The 13,206-nt window shown below is 56.1% G+C and carries 13 protein-coding genes; 5 read left to right on the top strand and 8 right to left on the bottom strand.

Going from position 1 to position 13,206, the window contains the following annotated elements:
- Nucleotides 1–123: 123 nt before the first annotated feature.
- The 8 genes from DA792_RS05740 to DA792_RS05710 all read right to left on the bottom strand — a co-directional run bounded on the left by DA792_RS05740 (nt 124) and on the right by DA792_RS05710 (nt 7,821).
- A complete protein-coding gene (locus DA792_RS05740) occupies nt 124–2,781 on the bottom strand; it encodes a DEAD/DEAH box helicase (RefSeq protein WP_107718888.1) in 2,658 nt (885 codons plus the stop codon).
- Nucleotides 2,778–4,229 (bottom strand): site-specific DNA-methyltransferase, encoded by a 1,452-nt coding sequence (locus tag DA792_RS05735; RefSeq protein WP_254679692.1) that lies wholly within the window; start codon nt 4,227–4,229, stop codon nt 2,778–2,780. Before DA792_RS05735 ends, DA792_RS05740 begins: the two co-directional genes overlap by 4 nt.
- Before the next feature lie 217 nt (nt 4,230–4,446).
- A complete protein-coding gene (locus DA792_RS05730; RefSeq protein ID WP_009571409.1) occupies nt 4,447–5,469 on the bottom strand; it encodes a site-specific integrase in 1,023 nt (340 codons plus the stop codon).
- Between the two features lie 114 nt (nt 5,470–5,583).
- Complete coding sequence (locus tag DA792_RS05725) at nt 5,584–6,003, bottom strand: helix-turn-helix domain-containing protein (RefSeq protein ID WP_107718884.1); 420 nt, start codon at nt 6,001–6,003, stop codon at nt 5,584–5,586.
- On the bottom strand, nt 6,003–6,215 hold the full coding sequence (locus DA792_RS05720) for a MerR family transcriptional regulator (protein ID WP_107718882.1): 213 nt from the start codon (nt 6,213–6,215) through the stop codon (nt 6,003–6,005). Before DA792_RS05720 ends, DA792_RS05725 begins: the two co-directional genes overlap by 1 nt.
- 115 nt (nt 6,216–6,330) lie before the next feature.
- Entirely contained in the window at nt 6,331–6,645 is a 315-nt protein-coding gene (locus DA792_RS05715) for a hypothetical protein (RefSeq protein WP_107718880.1), read from the bottom strand.
- Nucleotides 6,632–7,069, bottom strand: a complete 438-nt coding sequence (locus tag DA792_RS22720; RefSeq protein WP_254679364.1) for a tyrosine-type recombinase/integrase — start codon at nt 7,067–7,069, stop codon at nt 6,632–6,634. The genes DA792_RS05715 and DA792_RS22720 overlap by 14 nt, the downstream gene beginning before the upstream one ends.
- Entirely contained in the window at nt 7,009–7,821 is an 813-nt protein-coding gene (locus DA792_RS05710; protein ID WP_254679363.1) for a tyrosine-type recombinase/integrase, read from the bottom strand. Before DA792_RS05710 ends, DA792_RS22720 begins: the two co-directional genes overlap by 61 nt.
- Nucleotides 7,822–8,186: 365 nt before the next feature.
- Here DA792_RS05710 and DA792_RS05705 point away from each other — a divergent pair, with 365 nt between their 5' ends.
- The 5 genes from DA792_RS05705 (at nt 8,187) to DA792_RS05685 (ending at nt 12,964) form a co-directional block, all read left to right on the top strand.
- The gene (locus tag DA792_RS05705) at nt 8,187–9,482 is read left to right on the top strand and encodes a tyrosine-type recombinase/integrase (protein WP_107718878.1); all 1,296 of its coding nucleotides are present in this window, start codon (nt 8,187–8,189) and stop codon (nt 9,480–9,482) included.
- 103 nt (nt 9,483–9,585) lie between these two features.
- Nucleotides 9,586–10,260: a DUF5343 domain-containing protein gene (locus DA792_RS05700; protein ID WP_159075179.1), complete on the top strand. Its 675-nt coding sequence runs from the start codon at nt 9,586–9,588 to the stop codon at nt 10,258–10,260.
- Entirely contained in the window at nt 10,253–10,735 is a 483-nt protein-coding gene (locus DA792_RS05695) for a TIGR02391 family protein (RefSeq protein WP_107718876.1), read from the top strand. Before DA792_RS05700 ends, DA792_RS05695 begins: the two co-directional genes overlap by 8 nt.
- A gap of 237 nt (nt 10,736–10,972) precedes the next feature.
- A complete protein-coding gene (locus DA792_RS05690) occupies nt 10,973–11,233 on the top strand; it encodes a helix-turn-helix transcriptional regulator (RefSeq protein WP_107718874.1) in 261 nt (86 codons plus the stop codon).
- Nucleotides 11,234–11,407: 174 nt separating this feature from the next.
- Complete coding sequence (locus DA792_RS05685; RefSeq protein ID WP_107718871.1) at nt 11,408–12,964, top strand: DUF3987 domain-containing protein; 1,557 nt, start codon at nt 11,408–11,410, stop codon at nt 12,962–12,964.
- Nucleotides 12,965–13,206: the final 242 nt, after the last annotated feature.

The raw sequence follows: 13,206 nt of genomic DNA, 5'->3' as shown, positions 1-13,206 counted from the left end.
GGAGGTGTCCGCAATACATATCCTTCAATTATTTGATCTTATTGTGAAAATATTTTACCTGAAAATTTCATACCACAAAAAATACCACACAAGGTTTCAAAAGGGGGTCAAAATGCCCCTTCTCTATCCGCCGATAGCCTCAATCATTTGCGCGCGCATATCCATGTTGTCATCCTCTTTGACCACTTGCCGAAACACAGCCTTGCCCCCGCTTTGTCGCTGCCACAGTTCGCCGATGGTAACCTTGGCAATTTGTTCCGGGTCATTTTTCAAATGGTCGCCTTTGTACTCGACAACAAAGGTTCGGCCATCGACCAACTCCGCCACAAAATCAGGGTAGAATTTTCCACCCGACAGAGGCAACCAAAAGGCGTTCGGATGTTTGGGCACATTTCTGATCCAGTGTTTCACCTGAGGCAAGCTGTCCAAGGCAACAGCACACCGGAACTCTTCGCCATCGCCACCATCATCGCCCTTCCCATCGAAAGCGGGAATTTGGTTTGGTCCGGTAAAGTGTTTCGGGAATGACTGACGCCCGCGATACATCCGCACCCCGGCAAACATGCCATCAAAGAACCGGAAACCGTTTTCAAAGCTGAGTTCCGGTTGCGCCTCAGGTGCAAACAGATTCATTTGAAAGCTCTTAGATCGCTCTTGGTCATAAATCGTTTCTAACTTTTTCTGCAAACACCGGGCCAAGACAAACTGGCACCGCATCAAAGCGGCCAGAGGTATCTTTCGCGTGTTGATAAGGTGCGACACAACAGCCGTGAGCCAACTTACAAGTTCGCCTTGCCCAACAAAACGATCCCGCACCTTTCGATCCAGCCAAAGAACCAAACCGCGTTCGGTCCAGCCATCAACACCAATATCCAACATCAACTGTTCGGATTGATCCGAATACTCAACCTTGAGCTTGTCGCCATCCAGATCAATTTCGAACGTATCGGCCACCTGACGCACCGAAAATTCTCTCTCAGACAATTGGTGCGAATGATCTTTGAGCGCCCATTCGTGATACTCAAAAAAGCGTTCATTGTCCGCAAACAAAAGATCGCCCTGAACATGCGCCATAAGGCGGGGGGCGATAAACACCTCCCCGCGTTGCGCTGGTGAGGCCAAGAGTTTGTTTTCCTCTTTGAACCGCTCCAACTGTTCTTTGAACGCGCCGTGGTGCTTTTCCGGCATTTGCGCAAAGATTGCCTCTTCTTCAACCGGCGTGGGAAAATCTGTCACCGATACGCGCGCCATGCCCTCATCATCCGGTGCAACTTTAACCTTATTCGGCGCGGCAAGCTCAATTCCCTTCAGCTCTTCAACTGGCGCAGGAAGCGACACGGAGAAACTTGGGCGCGGCTTGGTTTGACGCCCGAACATTCCGTCCAGCAATTCGGGCTGGGCGTGTTCTATGTTGTCCTGAACTTCGCTTTCCTCGAACCCCATATCAACCAGACGATCCACAAGGCCGCGCACGGCGTCTTGGAAGGCCGGGGAGTTCAAGCAGGCATAGGATTTGTTGAGCGCCGCCGCCGTGCGTTTTTTGGCGTAGGGCATGCGCAAGACACGGCCCAAAAGTTGCTCTGCAGCACCCGCCGAACTGATATTGGCGACCGAACAGAACACATAGGCGAACGAACAATCCCAGCCTTCTTTGAGCGCTTGTACCGTCACCACATATTCAATCGGACAGGCCGGGTCTTTGAGGTCGATCCCGTCCAACTCGCGTTGGTTCCCGGTTACCACCGCAATCTGTTCGGGCGGAATGCCTTTGACCTCAACCAAGTGATCGCGCAACACATCAACAGTGACCTCTTGGTCCTTGTTTTGCGCCTGAAATAACACGATAGGCCGGATATAATTTTCCGTGTCCGTTGCCGCTATTTCGGCCAACTCTGCGCGCTTCAAAATCGCGCCATTGACCGCCGATTGCCAAGACGTGTGTTCTTCCAACACGACCGGCATTTTGATCATCTGTTCGTCTTTAAGCTCTTGCGCCGTGACGGAATGCAGGATGTTAGACCGATCCTTGGGGGTCGCGGTAAATTCGACAATCGCAGACGGGTTGATCCGTTGCTGCATTTCAAACGACAGTGACGTGACCGCGCTGTGCGCCTCATCCACGATCACAAGCGGGCGGTGCAGGTGCAACAGGTTCGCGAAAGAATAGCGGATTTCGCCTTTGCGCGGCCCCTCCTCATTGCGCTCCAAACCCGGCGTGTTCGGCGACACCGTGCTAAAATGCGGCTCAAGAAACTCATTGTCCTGATAGACCTTGCGGCCATTGGTGTTGCTCACCTTGAGAGTCTGGATCGTGCCGACGAACACACATAGCTGCGCGCGCAAATCTTGTGGCGTCACTTGGGTGAAATCGGCAATGTCAAACACCCGCACCCGGCCCTCAAACGTGTCATCCAAGGCCCGACGATACGCATGGCGCGTGTCTTTGAGCGCTTCAACCGTTTGCCGCCGGATCGTGTCAGAGGGTACAAGCCACACCGCCACCGGATATTCGCGTTCCAACCAATAATCGCGCGCAAGGCCGATAGAATGCGCCGCAAGCAAGGTCTTGCCGCCCCCCGTGGGCAAACGCAGACACACATAAGGCACCGCCTCTAGGCCCTTAATCGGCCTATAAACGCCGCCACGGCCCCGCAACCGCTTGGCTTGCTCTTCCTCTGTTGTGATCGCCTCAAAGGCCACTTTCGGGCCACGCACCCGCGCCTCTTTGAAATAGGTCGCAAGCGTGTCGATGGTCTGTTGTTGATATTTCTTAAGTTTCATCGCCGCGCCCTCACGTCATAGGGGGTCTGTTTGAAGGTGATAGTCTCATCCGCCAAGGACGCCTCGGACAACACCGTGCGTTCGCCGTAGACCACCAGTGGGCCATCATAGCCCCCCGCCGCCTCACGGATCACTTTAAGCGTCTTGCGGTTCAACACGTTGCCGCCATTGATCGACTTGTCGCCAAGGATACCGTTGTACAAAAGCGCCACGCCCAGCGCGCGCCCTGCCCCCGCTTCGCCGCCAAACGTATGCGCGCCAAGAAAGGGCGTCGCATCATCCGGCGCGGCCCACGGGGGCGTCCATGGTGCGCCGATCTCGGAAAACCAAATATGCGCGGCCAAGGTGGCAAAGTGAATGTCGGGTTGAATTTGGCCGGTTTCGTCAAACACCGAACTGCCCAGACGGAAAAAGCGAAAACCGCCGCCGCCCTGCCAGTTTTGCGCCTTGGAAATCCCGCCCTGTTCACCGTCCACCACCTTTTGCAGACGCGGGACGCAATGGGTCACGGCATGATCGCCCATTTCAATGCCGATATACCGGCGACCCATTTTTTGCGCCACGGCGGCGGTTGTGCCAGAGCCAAGGAAGGAGTCTAGAACAAGGTCGCCGGGGTTGGTGGCCACTGCTAAAACCTTAGAAATAAAGCCTTCAGGTTTAGGTGTGGTAAAAAGTGACGTAACTGGCTGCTCCGGGAAAATTGACTTTAGCTCATACTTTGCCGCCCTGTTATGGCTCGTCTCCTTAAGGTCGGTCCACAGAGAAGAAGGCGGAAGACCGGGCATATCATTCATATATGTTCTGCGAATAATCCGCTTATTATCTTCAGAAAAACGGATTTCACCCGTAGCCATTTTTGCTTGAACTGTCTCCCAAGACCATCGCCAACCATTTGGTGGGTGTTTTATAATTGTCCCATTTGGGGCCGTGACATTGTACTGAAGGTTGGGGCGAAGTCCGGGGTTTTGCATATTATTCCCGTCAAACCATGGGCCACGCGGATCATTGTCAGGGTTCTTAAAGTGCTTCCGTTTCTCAGGGTTGTCTAAGAAGTTTGGTCGCCAACCCGGTTTCTTACCATAAATGTGGGTATCGTTATGATCCAATGAAAATTGGGTTACGTTATTATTGCTGCTGTCTGAAGTCCTCCAAACTACAGTAGTTACATAGTTCTTACGCCCAAACACCTCATCCATAATGACCTTGAGATAATGCCCTTCCCGGTCATCAATGCTCACCCAAATCGAACCATCCTCAGATAGCAATTCGCGCAACAATTCCAACCGGGGCCACATCATAGCGAGCCATTTGGAGTGCTCTAGGTTGTCGTCATAATGCTCAAACGCCGATCCGGTGTTATAGGGCGGGTCGATATAGATGCACTTCACTTGGCCCGCATAGAACGGCAACAGGGATTTGAGCGCCTCAAGGTTGTCGCCTTGGATCATCATATTGCCGGTGTCGCGGTCGCCATAGCCCAAAGCGGGGTCTTCTTCTAACAGGCGGTAAGGCACCTTTTCCGCTGCCCGCACATCATCGTCCCGCGTCATCCATCGCAATGTTGGCATAAATTCCCACCCGTCCCAAGTCGCTCCCCGGCGCTGGGCCGGGACAATTCCGGGGGAGATTAGCGGGCGAACCCGTGAGGCACAAACGCCTTTCGGCTTACATCGCCATTTTGCCGATGATCTCCAATTGCCTATGCTCCGACACTGGCAAATAGGAATTGACCGTTGTGGCCAAGTTCTCATGGCCCAAGTTCATCGACCAGGCCTTGAGTTGTTCTAGGGAGGTGCAAACCTCGTCGCCATGTTTGACCAGTGTTTTGCGGAAACTGTGCGGGGTGAACGCGGGCATTTGGACCACGGCGAACGCGGTGCGGATGATCTCGTTTAGCTTGGCGGAACCGCTATAGCCCACCCTGTCCAGCCCGACATTGACCAAGCCCTGCCCCTCCACATAGGCGATTTTGGCCTTGGGAAAGAGCGCATCCGTCGGGCCGAACAGTTTTTCGGATTTCAGATATGTGACCCACGCCGCAAAGCAATCGCGATAGGCGGGACCGACCGGGAAAAACTGACACCGGAATGTGTTGGCAAATTTGGTGTTCACGTCCCGCCCGTCTTGGAACACTTGCCCGGTCTCGACATTGACGTGTTTGAGTTTCAAAGACGCCACCGCCCCATCGCGCGCGCCGGTCAACATGAAAAAGGCAAAAAGCGCCTTGTCGCGTTTCTCGAACTCTGTGCCGTTTGGCATCGCCTGAAAGGCATGGGCGCATTGCTGCATCGACGGATAGGGAATGTCGCGTTTGGCGTGGGCGACACGGGCGGCTTTCATCGTGTTGTTGAAATATTCCACATCGGCATAGGTCACGGCCTTTTTGTAGCCCGGTTGACTGGCCAGCCAGTGAAAGAACGCCTGAACCAAACGCAGGGTTGCATCCACCGTACTAACGCCCAACGGCTTGCCGTTCCGCGTGTTCTTGGCCCGTGCAAGGTGATCTTTGAAACCAGACGCTTGCAGCCGGTGGAATTTTTTAAACGGCTTGCCATTGGTGCTTTGCTCAAAACGCCAAATCGCGGCCAGCGCCTTGTCGATGGATTTTTGATCCTGCCCTTTGGCATCGCGCAAATAGAGCGCATAGGCCCATTTGATCCGTTCGTTGTCTTCAATCCGCTTTGCCATGTGATTGCTCCTTGGAATGGCCAGTTTTGGTGAGATTCAGAGCCATATTCGCGACGTGTTGTGCGGGTCTCCGAAAGTGATGGTTCACGCTAGGTTTGAAAGGTTCTCTTAGGCTCACCGGCTATTGCAGAACGTCACCGACAAGATGTGCGAGAGAGCATCGACTTGCGCCCGGCTCGCGAACTTCGTGCAAGCCCCCTCACAGGTCGCGCAGAGCGTCGAGAGAACGCCCCTTTCTGATGTGAGGGGCGTGTAATCAACCATACCACCATAGGCCGCGACAGACCCGCCACAGCGCATGCAGCGGAACTGTTCAAGCGTGAGGGTGAGCTTGGATTTGGTGGAGCGCCGATCCAGAAACGCCTTTAGCTCTGCACCGATGATCAAATGCGGGACTTTGGATGTCAGGACGGGAAGGCCCTCCCTACGCCACCCCCGCACCGTTTGGAGCGACACGCCCAGCGCCATTGCGGCCTGATCATAGGTGTATTGGCGGTGAATTTTGACCCGGCGCGACGTGACGCGCTTGGTCATCAGTTCTGCACACCCGCGACAGGCTCAACCCGGTTCGCTTCGGCCCAGGAGTTGAGGTCCGCGCCACGATAGATAATCTTGCGGCCCAGCCGGTAAAATGCCGGCCCCATGCCCTTGTGCCGCCATTGCGCCAGCTTGTCGCGGTCGCCGATGATCTCAAGTTCGGGATCGCCAAGGACGTAGTTTCGGTTTTGTTCGAATAGGTTTGTCATGTATCACCTGTTTTTTATTTTTATCGGTGATGCCCAATATTCACAAAATTTCAAAACCGCGAATAGGCTAAATGCATATTTTCCAAATTGGAAATTTAACTTAAAACACCTTGACTTACTTAAACAAAATTTTCTGATCGAACGCGCCTTTCGCCCAAAGCTCAGCAATATATTTCCTGAGCGTGTCTTTCGACAAACCATTTAGAGGCCGTATTTTCCAAAATACATTGTAAGCGTTTCTTTCGAAAGGCGTGCGCTTTGCAGGGTTTTTAAAATAGGCACCTGCATAGAATTCACTTATTATGCTCACATAACTCTCAACTACTTCTGCGGCTCGAGTGTCGTTGCGCATTAAATCAAGCCGCCTCGGATAAACTTTTTCGCAAAGAACAAAGCGCAAAGCTTGCAAAACGGAGTCATGCTTGCCCATTTAAACTCCGGTGAGTTGCAAACCCGGACCAACGCTCCATCAACACCCGCCGCTTATCCAGCAAATCAGATCGCGCATAGGCCCGCTCTACATCTGACCCCACCTTATGTGCCAAACTCATTTCCGCAACCTCACGCGGCGCATTGGCGACCTCTGAGGCCCAATCTCGGAAGGTGGAGCGGAACCCGTGAACGGTCACGCCCTCGACACCCATGCGGCGCAAGAGCATCAACATGGCCATGTTTGAGAGCGGCCTGTGCCGTTTCTGACCTTCAAACACATATTCGGACTGCATTGCTTTCAGCGGCTCAAGGATTGCCAGCATTTCATCACTCAGAGGCACCCGGTGATCATCGCCAGTTTTCATGCGTACCGCCGGACAGGTCCACAAGCGCGCAATAAAATCCAATTCATCCCAGCGCATCCCAAGAACCTCCCCGTGCGTGAGCCGGTCAAACAGGTGAACATCAACGCTTTCGCCGCCATCGCATCGCGTCCGGACAAATCGGCATAGAAGTTTGGTACATCCTGCCACCGCATCGCATTGTGATGTTTGGCCTTTTTGACCACCTTCGGCAAAACGCCCGCGTCTTTGATCGCGGTCACCGGGTTTTCACCGGATCGAAAGCCCTTCGACTTCGCCACATCCAACACCACCTTGAGGCGCTGAGCCAAACGCCGGGCGGTTTCATGCTTTTCCGTCCAGATAGGCGACAAGCACATCAGGATTTCAGGCTGATCAATACTATCGACTGGCATGCGCCCGATCTTGGGAAAGGCATAATCGCGCAAGGTGTTGATCCACTGTTGCCCGTGCTTGGCGTTTTTCCACGTCGGCATGCGGTCGATGTGAACCTGTTGGGCGATTTCTTCAAATGTCGGAATGTCGCGGGATGCGTTGAAACGCGGATTCAAGCCCTGTTTGGCCATGCGCCGATATTCCAAAGCCCGATCCCGCGCTTGGTGCAACGTGACCACATCGGCACCGCCAAGGCCAAAGTCCGTTCTCAGGGGCGCGCCTTTGCGATTTTTCTGCCCCTTGACCGTCACGCGCACAATCCACCGCCGTGCGCCGCCGGGATCGACCACCAGATAAAGCCCGTTGCCATCGCCGTGCCGCCCCGGCCCTAGGTTCTCCACCAGTTTTTTCGTGAGCTTGCCAGCCAGCGCCGCCATAAATCATACCACACTTTATACCACTCAAGGAAAGCATATGGGACAAATCGAAAGAAATCCAACAAAAAGGAAATCCCACATAACCGCATGATAAACAAATAAAAAGGCCGCCCAAGGCGACCTATTGAAATCGGATAAAACTGTTGAGTGGCGGAGGAGGTGGGATTCGAACCCACGGTACGCTTTCACGCACGCCGGTTTTCAAGACTTATGCCCGCGTCCCCGTAGAAGCCAGCAGAACCCAGCACAACCCATAAAAGCCCTTACGAATCAGTAGCTTGAACCACTTGCAAGCCTGTCGTAACCTGCCGTAACCCGTAGCTGCCTGCTACAAATGCGCTACAGGGCGCGGAAAGGGAACGACAATGCCGAAGCTGACGAAGACCTACATCGACAAGGTGGAAGCGCCCGCTACGGGCTACGTAATGCACTGGGACGGAGGGCACGACTCCGCTGTTAAGGGCTATGGACTGCGCGTCTCAGCCCCGTCCGATCTATACCCGAAGGGCAAGCGCGTGTTCGTCGCCCATGGGCGTGTCAGGGGGCGGCAGGTCAACCTTACGCTTGGTCCCATCGGGGAACTGACGGAAGCCGAGGCACGCGACAAGGCGCGACGGTTGCTCCAGCGGATGCGCGAAGGGATCGACCCCCGCGACGAGCGCAAACAGGACGAGGCGATGAAAGTGACACTTCGTCAGGTGGCAGACAGCTACATGACGCGCCCCGGCAAGCTGAAGGAGAGCAGTGCGGCGCAGATCGAGCGGCATGTGACCACAACGCTCGCCCAGTGGGAGCACAAGCCCATTCTGACCATCACCGAGGATGGGTGCCGCCAGCTTTACCGCAAGCTCATGACGAAGGGGTTGCGCGGCGACCGCAAGCAGGGGTCGCCGGGGCAAGCGAACCAGTCGCTCTCCATCCTGAAAGCGCTGCTGAACTACGCCAGCCGTCAGTATCGCCGTGCTGACGGTAGCCCGCTCATCGCCAACAATCCGGTGGACGGGTTGAGGGACGATTGGGTGGAGTTGAAGCCGCGCACAGGTCGCATTCCCGACAACCGTGTTGGCGCGGTGTGGTCAGCGTTGAAGGAGTGGCGTGCCGAGGCATACACCCGCGACAGCCTCGCCGGGATTGACCTTGTCATGTTCCTGCTGCTGACCGGATGCCGCCTGAATGAAGCCGCCAGCCTGCGGTGGGAACAGGTCCATATCGAGGACGACCCCGCCGCGTGCTGGTGGCACCTGCCCGACCCGAAGAACCGGAACCCCTTCTGGTTCCCCTGCTCCACGCAACTGGTGGACCTGCTCAGGACCCGCGAGCGCGTCGAGGGTTCGCCCTGGGTGTTCACCACATGGAGCAAGTCCGGTCACATCGTCAGCCCGCGTGACCTGTTGAAGAAAGTGAGCAAGGTGGCGGGGACCAAGGTGACGAACCACGACCTGCGGCGCACCACCATCAACGTCGGCGCCGGTCAGTGCGGCATGGACTTTTACAAGGTCGAGTTGTTGACCGGGCACCTGCCGAAGACCGTCACCGCTCGCCACTACTTGGAGACCGAGCGACTTGCCTACCTCTACCCCGAAGCACAGTCCATCGCGGATTGGATCGAAGCCGAGGCTGCGAAAGCGAGCGGTGCAAACGTGGTGGCGATTAGCGCCTAGCTCGATGGGAATCAGCAAGTTGTTGCCAGGCTAGCGCAACCTACTATAGATTGAGCGGGCTACTTCATCAGGTAGCGTGTTCATTTCCATAGGAGGGACGGCAATGGCGTCGCATCCATACATTTCGGGCGCAGGCAATATTGCGCAAATGATTGGGTTTCTGAGAAAGAATTTCCCTGCCACCGTGACCTCTGAGACGGTCAAGAAGTTTGGCTTGGCATCAAATAACGAAAGCTACGTTATCAATGCCCTACAGTTCATTGGCGCGATTGACGAAGAGGGCAAGCGCACCGACAAGGGTCATGATGTATTCGTCCTCGGCGATGACGATTTTCCAAGTGCGTTCGAGGGGCTTGTCAAAGAAGCATACAGCGACCTGTTCGAACTACGTGGCGAAGATGCGTGGTCGCTCAGCAAGAAAGAACTTACATCGTATTTCCGAACCACGGACAAGACCAGCGAGGCGATTGGTGGCAGGCAGGCGTCGGTGTTCATCACGTTTCGCGCACTGGCCGGTCATGAACAACCAAGCGACAAAACTGCACCCAACGGGACCAAGACTGCGCCTTCCGCAAAAGCAAAACCTGCGGCTGCGAAAAAGACGACCGGTGCGGAGGTGAAGACCGCGACCAAAGTCATCGAAAAAGCGAATACGAAAGAACAGCGCCGCGATATGGCGTTAACAGTCCGGGTCGAGATAAATCTGCCCGCAAACGGGACCAAGGAAACTTACGACGCCATTTTCAAGAGCATCAAGGCGAACCTCATCGATGACTAGCGCATTCCGGACATTCGAGCAGTTCGTGAGAATCGCCGGTGATTTGAGTAATGAACCGGAGGCTGACGAAGAAAAAGGGGTCCAATCGCATCCATTCGACGAGCGCAACATTCATCCTGAGATTACCAAGGTTGCGCTAAAACTTTTCGATGACGGACACTATTCGCAAGCAACGTTCGAAGCGTTCAAATACCTCGACAACAAGGTGAAGAAGCTTTCGAAGATCAAGGACAGCGGCTACAAGTTGATGATGGCTGCGTTTGCAGAGGCGAACCCCAAGATCAAACTCACCGCGTTGTCCACAGCGAGCGAGGTTGATGAACAGATGGGTTACAAGTTTATTTTTGCGGGTGCTATGTCAGCGATCCGTAATCCGAGAGGGCACGACATTTTGACCGATCCAATTGATCGGTGCTTGGATCACCTGTCGTTTGCATCGGTGTTATTGCGCCGGCTGGAAAACACGGTTCCGTAAAATCGGGCTAGCCCCCAAAAGTATTCAAGCGAAATAAGGGGTTGTGCTGGCGTATGCGCCCCCATTATGGTGTGGGCAGTGCCGGAGACGGGGCACGCGAAGAATACTGTCTCCGAGAGCCGGTGAAGCAAGGGTAGCCAGTCCCCCAGGGTATCGGACACTGCCAGATCGGCATTCGGCCTGATCTGATTCTGGTGACCACAGCGCAAGCCAACACTTGTCGCCGGAGTCACCGCAATGGACCACAACGACATGACGTTCGACCAGCTCTGCGAGCTGTTCGGATACGAACCCAAGCGCCGCCCGCTGGACGCGCGCGAAGCCGCCGCCCTTCTGGGCGTTCACCCCAGCACGCTTGAGGGCTACCGCTTGCGCGGCGGAGGACCGCGCTTCTTCAATCCGCCTCGCACCCGCGTCGTTCGCTATGCCGAGCGCGACCTGCTCGTGTGGCTGGTGGCGAGCGCGCGCACCAGCACCAGCCAAGCGCTGTCAGCCTGAGGCGGCATGTAACAATGAAACTAGCGTGGGAGCTTGGCGGGAAATGCCTGTTTCCAGACCGATGCCGCACACTGCGGCGACGGCGGACAGGTCACGTCCAGCCTATTCGCAGCCGCGCCCACGAAAAGCGGCAGGGCGCATCACCACCCCGCCGCCTGAGAGGATATTCTGGACATGACAATGGTAACAAATGCTGCCGAAGGTAGCGACGACGAATTGCACCTCGATCAGTTCGATTGGGACGACGACGACTGGTATGTAATGGAGCGCGCGCTTGAGGCGGGCAAGGACCCCGCCTCGGTGCTGCGCATGGTTCGTCGGGCACAAGCTGCACAGCCGCCCCAGCAGCGCGACCGGCGTCCCAGCCAAGGGGAAGGTGGCGGCGGGTGGCGAAACGCGGCTGGTGCCGAGGCTGGTGCGCTGTTGCAATGGCCGCCGGGGCGGTCCGGTGTCATCGCGCGCTTCATCTTCGACAACAGCTATTCGCCTGTCCGTGAGGTGGCGGTCGCCGCCACTTTGGGGTTGCTGGCCGGGGTGTGCGGGCGCGGGTATCGGACCTACACCGGGAAGGATCTGGCGCTTTACATCATCCTCGTCGCAAAGAGCGGAATCGGCAAGGACAGCACCCACGAGGGCATCCCCGCCATGCTCAAGCTCTCCAACGTCCACTTCGCTGAGCGCTTCGCGCGGGCGCAGGACTTTGTCAGCGGCGAGGCGCTGCACAAGGAGCTGTTGCGCGAACCGGGGTTCCTCGCGTTGCAGGGCGAGTTTGGACGCAAGCTGAAACGCATGTCCAACCCGCACGACACGCCAATGCAGAACCTCCGCACCGTCATGACGAACGCATATGGAAAGGCGTTCCTCGAAGGGAAGAGCTACAGCAACTCGGACAACAGCTTGGACGGGGTGGACTGGCCAGCCCTTTCGTTCCTCGGTGAGACGACCCCTGCCACGTTCCTTGAATGCCTCACGCCCGACATGATGGGTGACGGCTTCCTCAGCCGGTTCCTGTGCGTGACCTACGAGGGCGACCGACCGCAACCGAACCGGGAGCGGAACATCCCTCTGGACGACGACACCTTGCGGCTGTGGCAGGGCATGGTGGCGCATCTCACCTCCTACCAGATGCCGATCAACAACAAGCCCCCGACCTACGTTCAGCCGAACGCCGACGCTCAGGAGAAGCTGGAACGCTTCGAGTTGAACTGCATCGACAGCTTGAACGCGACCGACGACGAGTCCGAGCGGCAGGTGTGGAGCCGCGCCCACCTCAAGGGGATGAAGGTTGCCTCACTGCTGGCGGTGATGGACAACCCATACGCCCCGCAGGTTCGGATTGAGCATGTCGCTTGGGCGCTGACACTCGTGCGCAAGGACATTGACCTGTTCCAGACGAGGAAGCGCGGCGGCGACATTGGCATCGACGACAGCGCCCGCGAGCGGAAGCTGGTCGCGTTCCTGCGGGACTACCTCGTGAAGCCAGTCGCCAAAAGCTACAAGGTGCCCGCCGGTATGCAGGAGAACAGCATTATCCCCCGGAGTTACCTCCAGACCCGGAGCGCAACCCTGCCTGCCTTTACTAACCACAAGCTCGGGGCGACCCGCGCCTTGGACGACACCATGCGCAGCCTCATTGCGAACGGATATGTCATGGAGGTTCAGTCTGACCGACTTATCGAGGGCTATAGCTTCCACGGCGTCGCATACCGCATTGTCCGCCTCCCGGACTGAACTGACCGACCAGCCGCCTTAATGTCAAGCTGGCCTCTTATAGCGAGCAGCCAACAAAAACAGTGTGTTACAAGTAACATTAAGAATATTAAGACAATAATATACCCCCTCCCTTGTAGTTCGCTTGGTCGCTTTTGGGTATGGGGAGGGGGCGGCTTAATTTCTTAATACCATAATGCCGGGTGCCGCCCGCCTTACGCAGAGATGCGTCAGTTCTGCTGGCGCGTCAGCCCGTGAAACTT

Source organism: Celeribacter baekdonensis (assembly GCF_003047105.1).
Classification (GTDB): Bacteria; Pseudomonadota; Alphaproteobacteria; order Rhodobacterales; family Rhodobacteraceae; genus Celeribacter; species Celeribacter baekdonensis_B.
This window is presented reverse-complemented; position numbering and strand designations above follow the sequence as displayed.

Excerpts from the sequence above, each read along its gene's own strand:
- DA792_RS05740 (WP_107718888.1), bottom strand. The coding sequence starts at position 2,781 with ATGAAACTTAAGAAATATCAACAACAGACCATCGACACGCTTGCGACC.
- DA792_RS22720 (WP_254679364.1), bottom strand. The coding sequence starts at position 7,069 with ATGCGCTGGGATGAATTGGATTTTATTGCGCGCTTGTGGACCTGTCCG.
- DA792_RS05735 (WP_254679692.1), bottom strand. The coding sequence starts at position 4,229 with ATGATCCAAGGCGACAACCTTGAGGCGCTCAAATCCCTGTTGCCGTTC.
- DA792_RS05730 (WP_009571409.1), bottom strand. The coding sequence starts at position 5,469 with ATGGCAAAGCGGATTGAAGACAACGAACGGATCAAATGGGCCTATGCG.
- DA792_RS05685 (WP_107718871.1), top strand. The coding sequence starts at position 11,408 with ATGACAATGGTAACAAATGCTGCCGAAGGTAGCGACGACGAATTGCAC.
- DA792_RS05715 (WP_107718880.1), bottom strand. The coding sequence starts at position 6,645 with ATGGGCAAGCATGACTCCGTTTTGCAAGCTTTGCGCTTTGTTCTTTGC.
- DA792_RS05705 (WP_107718878.1), top strand. The coding sequence starts at position 8,187 with ATGCCGAAGCTGACGAAGACCTACATCGACAAGGTGGAAGCGCCCGCT.
- DA792_RS05690 (WP_107718874.1), top strand. The coding sequence starts at position 10,973 with ATGGACCACAACGACATGACGTTCGACCAGCTCTGCGAGCTGTTCGGA.
- DA792_RS05700 (WP_159075179.1), top strand. The coding sequence starts at position 9,586 with ATGGCGTCGCATCCATACATTTCGGGCGCAGGCAATATTGCGCAAATG.
- DA792_RS05720 (WP_107718882.1), bottom strand. The coding sequence starts at position 6,215 with ATGACAAACCTATTCGAACAAAACCGAAACTACGTCCTTGGCGATCCC.
- DA792_RS05725 (WP_107718884.1), bottom strand. The coding sequence starts at position 6,003 with ATGACCAAGCGCGTCACGTCGCGCCGGGTCAAAATTCACCGCCAATAC.
- DA792_RS05695 (WP_107718876.1), top strand. The coding sequence starts at position 10,253 with ATGACTAGCGCATTCCGGACATTCGAGCAGTTCGTGAGAATCGCCGGT.
- DA792_RS05710 (WP_254679363.1), bottom strand. The coding sequence starts at position 7,821 with ATGGCGGCGCTGGCTGGCAAGCTCACGAAAAAACTGGTGGAGAACCTA.